Raw genomic sequence first — 6,783 nt, 5'->3', positions numbered from 1 at the left:
CGGGGAAGGACACCCCGACCGCGTGCACCTCGACGAGCACCTGCCCCGGGCCGGCGACCGGCTCGGGGATGTCGGTGACGACGATGTCGGCGGGGCCGGTGGTGGTGAGGACCTGGATGGCGCGCATGACCCGCAGGCTATCGACCCGCTGCCACCGGTCGCTCGTCGAATCGCAGCTCCCATCGTTCGTCGAGTAGCAGGCGAGCGCCAGCGGGCCGCGTATCGAGACGACCGCAGCCCGTGACCCGACCGGGCCAGTTCCAGCAACATCGCACCGACGTCTCGATACGCCGCCTCGTCCCTCGGCGGGCTACTCGACGAACGACAAGGGATCAGCCGTCGGCGGTGTGGCGGCGGTGCTCGGCGACGAGGTCGGCGTACCAGTGGTAGGACCGCTTGGCGGTGCGGACCTGGGTCTCGTAGTCGACGTGCACGAGGCCGAAGCGCTGGCTGTAGCCCTCCGACCACTCGAAGTTGTCGAGAAGCGACCACGCGTAATAGCCGCGGACGTCGACGCCGCGCTCGATCGCCTCGGCGACGGCCGTGAGGTGGGCGGCGTGGTAGTCGACGCGTTGGTGGTCGTCGACCACGCCGTGCTCGTCCGGCCCGACGTCGTAGGCGCAGCCGGACTCGGTGATCACGATCGGGGGTACGGCGGCCCGGAGCCGGGCGCGGAACATGATGAGCCATTCGCGCAGCGCGTCGGGGACCACCGGCCAGCCGAAGTCGGTCGTCGGGTAGCCGACCACGTCGAGGAACTCGAACGGCAGCTCCGCGGTCTCGGGGGCGGCCGCGATCCGCATCGGGTTGTAGTAGTTGAGGCCGTAGAAGTCGAGCGGCTGGCGCATCGTCGCGAGGTCGCCGTCGCGGACGTGGTGCTCGACCAGCATCATCAGGTCGTCGGAATAGCGACCGAGCAGCATGCCCTCGAGGTAGTGGCCGTTCCACAGGGTGTCGAAGAGCTTCGCGGCGCCGACGTCGGCCGGGTCGTCGCTGCCGGGCCAGATGGGCGCGTGGTTGTTGGCGCAGCCGATGCTCTGCGCGCCCAGGGCCCGCAGCGCGATCGCCGCCCGGCCGTGCGCGACCAGCAGGTGGTGGCCGGCGGCGAGCGCGTCGAACATCAGCGTCTTGCCCGGTGCGTGGATGCCGACGGCGTACCCCATCATCGTGACGACATTGGGCTCGTTGACCGGCACCCAGTCGGCCACCCGGTCGCCGAGCCGCTCGCCGACGATGGTGGCGTATTCGGCGAAGCGCTCGATGGTGTCGCGGTTGAGCCAGCCGCCGTCGTCCTCGAGGGACTGCGGCAGGTCCCAGTGGAAGAGCGTCGCCATCGGCCGGATCCCGGCCTCGAGCAGGCCGTCGACGAGGCGGTCGTAGAAGTCGAGCCCGGCGGCGTTGGCCGGACCGCGGCCGGTCGGCTGGATCCGGGGCCACGCGATCGAGAACCGGTAGCCCTCGGCACCGAGCCCGCGCATCAGCTCGATGTCGTCGGCGAAGCGGTGGTAGTGGTCGCACGCGACCGCGCCCGTGTCACCGTCGCGGACCCGGCCGGGCTCGGCGGCGAAGGTGTCCCACACCGACGGACCGCGTCCGTCCTCGTCGACCGCACCCTCGATCTGGTACGACGCCGTGCTGGTCCCGAACCTGAAGTCGGCCGGAAGCCGGTGGGCTGGCTCGCGATCGCGCTGCACGGTGCACTCCGCTCTGAGGGACGTGGCTCCCGCTCCCCCATGGAGAGCCAACAGGCACAATCTCGCACGTGAGCGTCGAGATTCGCAGGGGTTCGGACAGGTTCGTCGAGCGGGAGGCCGGTCGGCTGACCCAGCATGCCTTCTCCTTCGGAGAGGTTCTGGATCCCGACCGGGTCTCGTTCGGCCCGATGATCTGCCACGACGACCACCTGCTCGGCGGTGGCCGCGGCTTCGGTGACCACCCCCACGAGGGCCTCGAGATCGTGTCGTGGGTGGTTTCCGGCGCCCTCGTGCACACGGGCGCCGACGGCGCGTCCACCGTCGTGCGTGCCGGCGAGTGCGCCGTGCTGGTCGCCGGCGCGGGCACGCGGCACGCCGAGGTCGCCTCCGAGGACGGCCCCTGCCGCTTCGTGCAGGTGTGGCTCACGCCCGGGTCCGAGGTGGTGTCGGCCGAGCCGACCTACGCCGTCGCCCCGGTCGGAGCGGAGCCGGGCGCCGGGCTGGTGCCCGCGCCGCTGCCGCTCCTCACCCCCGGCGCCACCTTCGCCGTCGCCCGGCTGGCCGCCGGCGAGACGCTGGCGCTGCCGGCCGCCGCCCGGGTGCATGCCTTCGTCGCGACGGGTGCCCTGCTGCGGTCGTCGCTGGCCGAGCCGCTGTCGGCCGGGGACGCCTTCGTCCTGACCGACGAGCCGTCGTACGACATCACCGCGGCGGTGCCGAGCGAGCTGCTCGTCTGGTCCTTCGCCTGATTCTCGCTGGTCATCGAGGAGCGAGCGCCAGCGAGCGTCACGAGATGCCTGTGCGCACCTCGACAAGGCGACCACAGGGGTCTCGTGACGCCCGCTCGTCCCTCGCGGGCTCCTCGACCACCAAAGGCGGTCACGCGGGTGGCGCGGGGAACACCATGTCGTCGGCGACGGCGAGCCCGTACTGCCCGAGGGTGTCGATGAGCACCGCGGTGACCTGGCGGGTCAGGCGGGCGACGAGCTCGGCCTCGGTCTCGTCGTGGTGGTCGAACCACCAGATGATGCTGGCGTCGACCATGCCCATCACGCCGACGAGGACGCCCTCGGGCGGGTCCGCGGACAGCGGGGTCTCGCGCAGATAGCTCCGCGCGGCGTCGACGATCTCGGTGAGCAGCCGGGTGCGGCCCAGGCGTGCGCGGTGGAGCGCCTTGGTCTGCTGCTGCGCCGCGAGGAAGCGGAACAGGTGGGGGTGCTCGGCCGCCCAGGCCACGCAGGGGGCGATCAGTCCGCCAACGACCTCGGCCGGGGTGCCGGAGCGGGCGAAGTGCGGGCGCACCCGGCGGATGAGCTCCGTGGCGGCGTACCGCGCGACCTCGGCGTCGAGCTGCTCCTTGCTCGCGAAGTGGCGATAGACGTTGGGCCGGGGGATGCCGGCGCGCTCGGCGATCTGGCCCATCCCGACCGACGCGCCGCCCTCCTCGATCGCGTCGATGGCGGCCTGGACGACCTGGGCGCGCCGGGCGTCGCTCTCGAGCGACTCCTTGGCGTTGCGACGCCGCACCGTCGAGTCGACCCATCTCACCACGTCCACCACAGCAGGGAGGTTACCTTGGACAACCGGTCTTGGGTACAACTAGTATCCGGTGGCCGATACACCGTGTATCCAGAACTTCGGACCGACAAAGGATCGACATGCCCCAGCGCCGCTCGCCGTGGATGAACACCGACCTCGACGACTTCCGCGATCTCGCTCGCACCTTCTGCGAGAAGGAGATCAAGCCCAACATCGACCGGTTCATCGAGAACAAGCAGGTCGACCGCGACCTGTGGAACAAGGCCGGCGAGGTCGGTCTGCTCTGCCTGTCGATCCCGGAGGAGTACGGCGGCGGTGGCGGCACCTTCGCCCACGAGGCGATCCTCATCGAGGAGCAGGCCCGCTCCGGCGACAGCTCGTGGGGCGTCTCGCTCCACAACGGCATCGTGGCGCACTACATCCTGTCGTACGGGACGGAGGAGCAGAAGCTCGAGTGGCTGCCGAAGATGGCCTCCGGCGAGGTCGTCGGCGCGATCGCGATGACCGAGCCCGGCACCGGCTCGGACCTGCAGAGCATCAAGGCCAAGGCGATCCGCGAGGGCGACGAGTACGTCGTCAACGGCTCCAAGATCTTCATCACCAACGGCGCCCAGGCCGACGTCGTCGTCACCGTCGTCAAGACCAACCCCAACGAGGCCGCGTCCGGCATCTCGCTGGTCATCGTGCCCACCGACACCCCCGGATTTGCCCGCGGCAAGGTGCTCGACAAGGTCGGCATGAAGGGCCAGGACACCTCCGAGCTGTTCTTCTCCGACGTCCGGATCCCCGTCACCAACCTGCTCGGCAGCGAGGAGGGCCAGGGCTTCATCCAGCTGATGGAGCAGCTCCCGCAGGAGCGACTGATCGTGGCCGTCTCCAACGTCGCCGCGATGGAGTTCTGCTTCGACGAGACGATGCGCTACGTCCACGACCGCCAGGCCTTCAACCGACCGATCTGGGGCTTCCAGAACACCAAGTTCAAGATGGCCGAGGTCGCCACCGAGGCCCGCGTCGCCCGCTCCTTCGTCGACGAGTGCATCACCCTGCACCTCGACCAGCAGCTCGACATCCCCACCGTCGCGATGGCCAAGCTGTGGTGCTCCGAGCGCGCCCAGAAGGTCGCCGACAAGTGCCTGCAGCTGCACGGCGGCTACGGCTACATGAACGAGTACCCGATCGCTCGCGCCTGGGCCGACCTCCGGGTCTCCCAGATCTACGCCGGCACCAGCGAGATCATGAAGGAGATCATCAGCCGGTCGCTGCCCGCGCCGGCCTGACCTCGCAGCAGGACCGGCCGTCGTCCCGTGCACTTCTGTCGCTAGTCACGGCAGATCACGACAGAAACGCACGGGGCGACGGGCAGGAGACGTCACCTCACCGCAGGATCCGCAGGGCTCCCGGCATCAGGTCGACGGCGAGCGGACTCCCGGCGTCGGCGGGCAGGGCGTCGAGCGCCTCGCCGTCGGCACCGACGGGGACGGCGCCGCCGCCGGCGTAGTCGCCGGAGAGGGTCACCCGGTGGCCGGTCAGCACGGTCACCTCGTCGAGGTCGACGTGGCCGCCGTCGTACACCTTGGGCAGGGCGCGGATGAGGTCGAGTCGACCGGCGGCCTCGATGACGATGACGTCGAGCAGGCCGTCGGAGACGGACGCACTCGGGGCGATGGCCATGCCCTTGCCGTAGAAGCGGGAGTTGGCGATCACCACGGTCGCCGCTTCGTGGGACGACCGGGCGCCGTCGACCTCGAGGACGCAGCGGACCGGGCGGTAGGTGGCGAGGGCGCGGACGGCGGCGACGGGATACTGCAGCGCCGAGGGCAGCCAGTGGGAGCGGTCGACGATCTCGGCGGCGCGGGCGTCGACGCCGGCATAGACGGAGCCGGCCACGACGTGAGCGGTGCCGTCGCCGGAGGTGGCGCGAAGAAGGTCGATCGCCCGTTCCTCGCCGTGCAGCAGCAGCTCGGCCTGGGCTGCGGTGTCGTGGGGGATCTCGAGCATCCGGGCGAAGTCGTTGCCCCGTCCGGCAGGTACGACGGCCAGGACACCGCCCTGCGCGGCGACCTCTCCGGCCACCGACGACAGCATCCCGTCGCCGCCGACGGAGACGACGACGGCGCCGCGGGCGATCGCGGCCGCGACGAGGGCGGGCGTCTCGGCGATCGAGGTCGTGTAGGTGACGTCGACCTGGGCGCCGGCCTCGCGCAGGACACGGGTCAGCGGGACGACGACCTTCGGCGCGGCGCCGCCACCCGAGCTCGGGTTCACCAGGAAGGCGAACGACCTCACGGGATCAGCACTCCCGGGTTGAGGATGCCGACCGGGTCGACGGCGTCCTTCACCGCGTGCAGGACGCGGGCGCCGACCTCGCCGATCTCGGCGGTCAGGTAGGGCTTGTGGTCGGTGCCGACCGCGTGGTGGTGGGTGATCGAGGCGCCGGCGGCGACGATCGCCTCGCACGCCGCGGCCTTGGCGGGCAGCCAGGCGGCGAGCGGGTCCTCGCCGCCCGGGGCGGCGACGGTGAAGTAGAGCGAGCAGCCGGTGGCATAGACGTGCGAGACGTGGCAGAGCACCATCGCGCCGGGCAGCGCGGCCTCCAGCGCCGCCTTCACGCGGGTGTAGAGGTTCTCCCGGTTGCTCCAGAAGGTGACCGTCTCGAGTGTCTCCACGAGGACGCCGTTGTCGAGCAGGCTGTCGCGCAGGTACGGCGCATTGAACCGCCCCGACGCCCACGACTGGCCCGGCTCGGCACCGAGCGCAGTGCCGCCCAGCGCGGTGAGCGCGCCGGTGACGGCGGCCTTCTTGGCGGCGACCGCGGCGGGGGTGCCCTCGTAGCCGACGATCATCAGGCAGCCTGCGTTGCCCTCTCCGCCGATGCCCTCGGGGTCGGCGAGGTTGATCGCGGTCTCGTTCTCGTCGGAGAGCCGGAGGACGGTCGGGAGCAGGTCGGCCTGCGCGAGCTGGCGCATCGCGTCGGCACCGTCGGCGAAGGACGCCCAGCGCCAGCCCTCGTAGTCCTTGACCTCCGGCAGCGGGCGGACCCGCACGGTGACCTCGGTGATCACGCCGAAGGCGCCCTCGGAGCCGAGGAAGAGCTCGCGCAGGTCGGGGCCCGACGCGTTGGCGGGCGAGGCGCCGAGACGGACGTCGCCGGCGGGCGTGGCGACACGGAGCGCCACGACCATCGCGTCGAAGCGGCCGTAGCCGGCGCTGGACTGGCCGCTGGAGCGGGTGGCCGCGAAGCCGCCGATCGTCGCGAACTCGAAGGACTGCGGGAAGTGACCGAGCATCAGCCCGTGCTGGGCGAGCAGCGCCTCGGCCTCCGGACCACGCAGGCCGGGCTCGAGGGTGGCCGTCGAGGACACCGGGTCGAGGGCGAGCAGTCGGCGCATCCGGCCCAGGTCGAGGGAGACCACCCCGGTGAGTCCGGCGGAGGCGGGGTCGGCGACCAGACCACCCGTGACCGCCGTACCGCCACCGAAGGGGACGACCGCGACCCGCTCGGTGCCGGCCCAGGCGAGCAGGGCGGCGACGTCGTCGTGGCTGCCGGGCC

At 71.4% G+C, this 6,783-nt stretch carries 6 protein-coding genes; 2 read left to right on the top strand and 4 right to left on the bottom strand.

The window, feature by feature from the left end; genetic code table 11:
* Nucleotides 1-332 precede the first annotated feature (332 nt).
* Nucleotides 333-1,694: a GH1 family beta-glucosidase gene (locus E9934_RS18150; RefSeq protein WP_136564315.1), complete on the bottom strand. Its 1,362-nt coding sequence runs from the start codon at nt 1,692-1,694 to the stop codon at nt 333-335.
* A gap of 68 nt (nt 1,695-1,762) precedes the next feature.
* Between E9934_RS18150 and E9934_RS18145 the strand changes: the two genes are divergently transcribed.
* Nucleotides 1,763-2,443 carry a pirin family protein gene (locus E9934_RS18145; RefSeq protein WP_136564314.1) on the top strand — a complete coding sequence of 227 codons (681 nt, stop codon included), beginning with the start codon at nt 1,763-1,765 and terminating at the stop codon, nt 2,441-2,443.
* Between the two features lie 130 nt (nt 2,444-2,573).
* Here E9934_RS18145 and E9934_RS18140 read toward each other — a convergent pair whose 3' ends face one another.
* Entirely contained in the window at nt 2,574-3,254 is a 681-nt protein-coding gene (locus E9934_RS18140) for a TetR/AcrR family transcriptional regulator (protein WP_136564313.1), read from the bottom strand.
* 98 nt (nt 3,255-3,352) lie between these two features.
* On the opposite strand from E9934_RS18140, the gene E9934_RS18135 reads away from it, so the two are divergent.
* The gene (locus E9934_RS18135; protein ID WP_136564312.1) at nt 3,353-4,510 is read left to right on the top strand and encodes an acyl-CoA dehydrogenase family protein; all 1,158 of its coding nucleotides are present in this window, start codon (nt 3,353-3,355) and stop codon (nt 4,508-4,510) included.
* A 97-nt stretch (nt 4,511-4,607) separates the two neighbouring features.
* Here the strand turns inward: E9934_RS18135 and E9934_RS18130 are convergent, their stop codons facing one another.
* Together E9934_RS18130 and E9934_RS18125 are read right to left on the bottom strand one after the other, a co-directional pair.
* On the bottom strand, nt 4,608-5,519 hold the full coding sequence (locus E9934_RS18130; RefSeq protein ID WP_136564311.1) for a diacylglycerol/lipid kinase family protein: 912 nt from the start codon (nt 5,517-5,519) through the stop codon (nt 4,608-4,610).
* Nucleotides 5,516-6,783 (bottom strand): FAD-binding oxidoreductase (locus E9934_RS18125; protein WP_193556926.1); only part of this gene is annotated, 1,268 nt, incomplete at its 5' end. The genes E9934_RS18130 and E9934_RS18125, both read right to left, overlap by 4 nt.

It is taken from the genome of Nocardioides caeni (genome assembly GCF_004912195.1).
Classification (GTDB): Bacteria; Actinomycetota; Actinomycetes; order Propionibacteriales; family Nocardioidaceae; genus Nocardioides; species Nocardioides caeni.
Note: the sequence above shows the minus strand (reverse complement) of the source record. Positions and strands in the feature narration are given on the sequence as shown.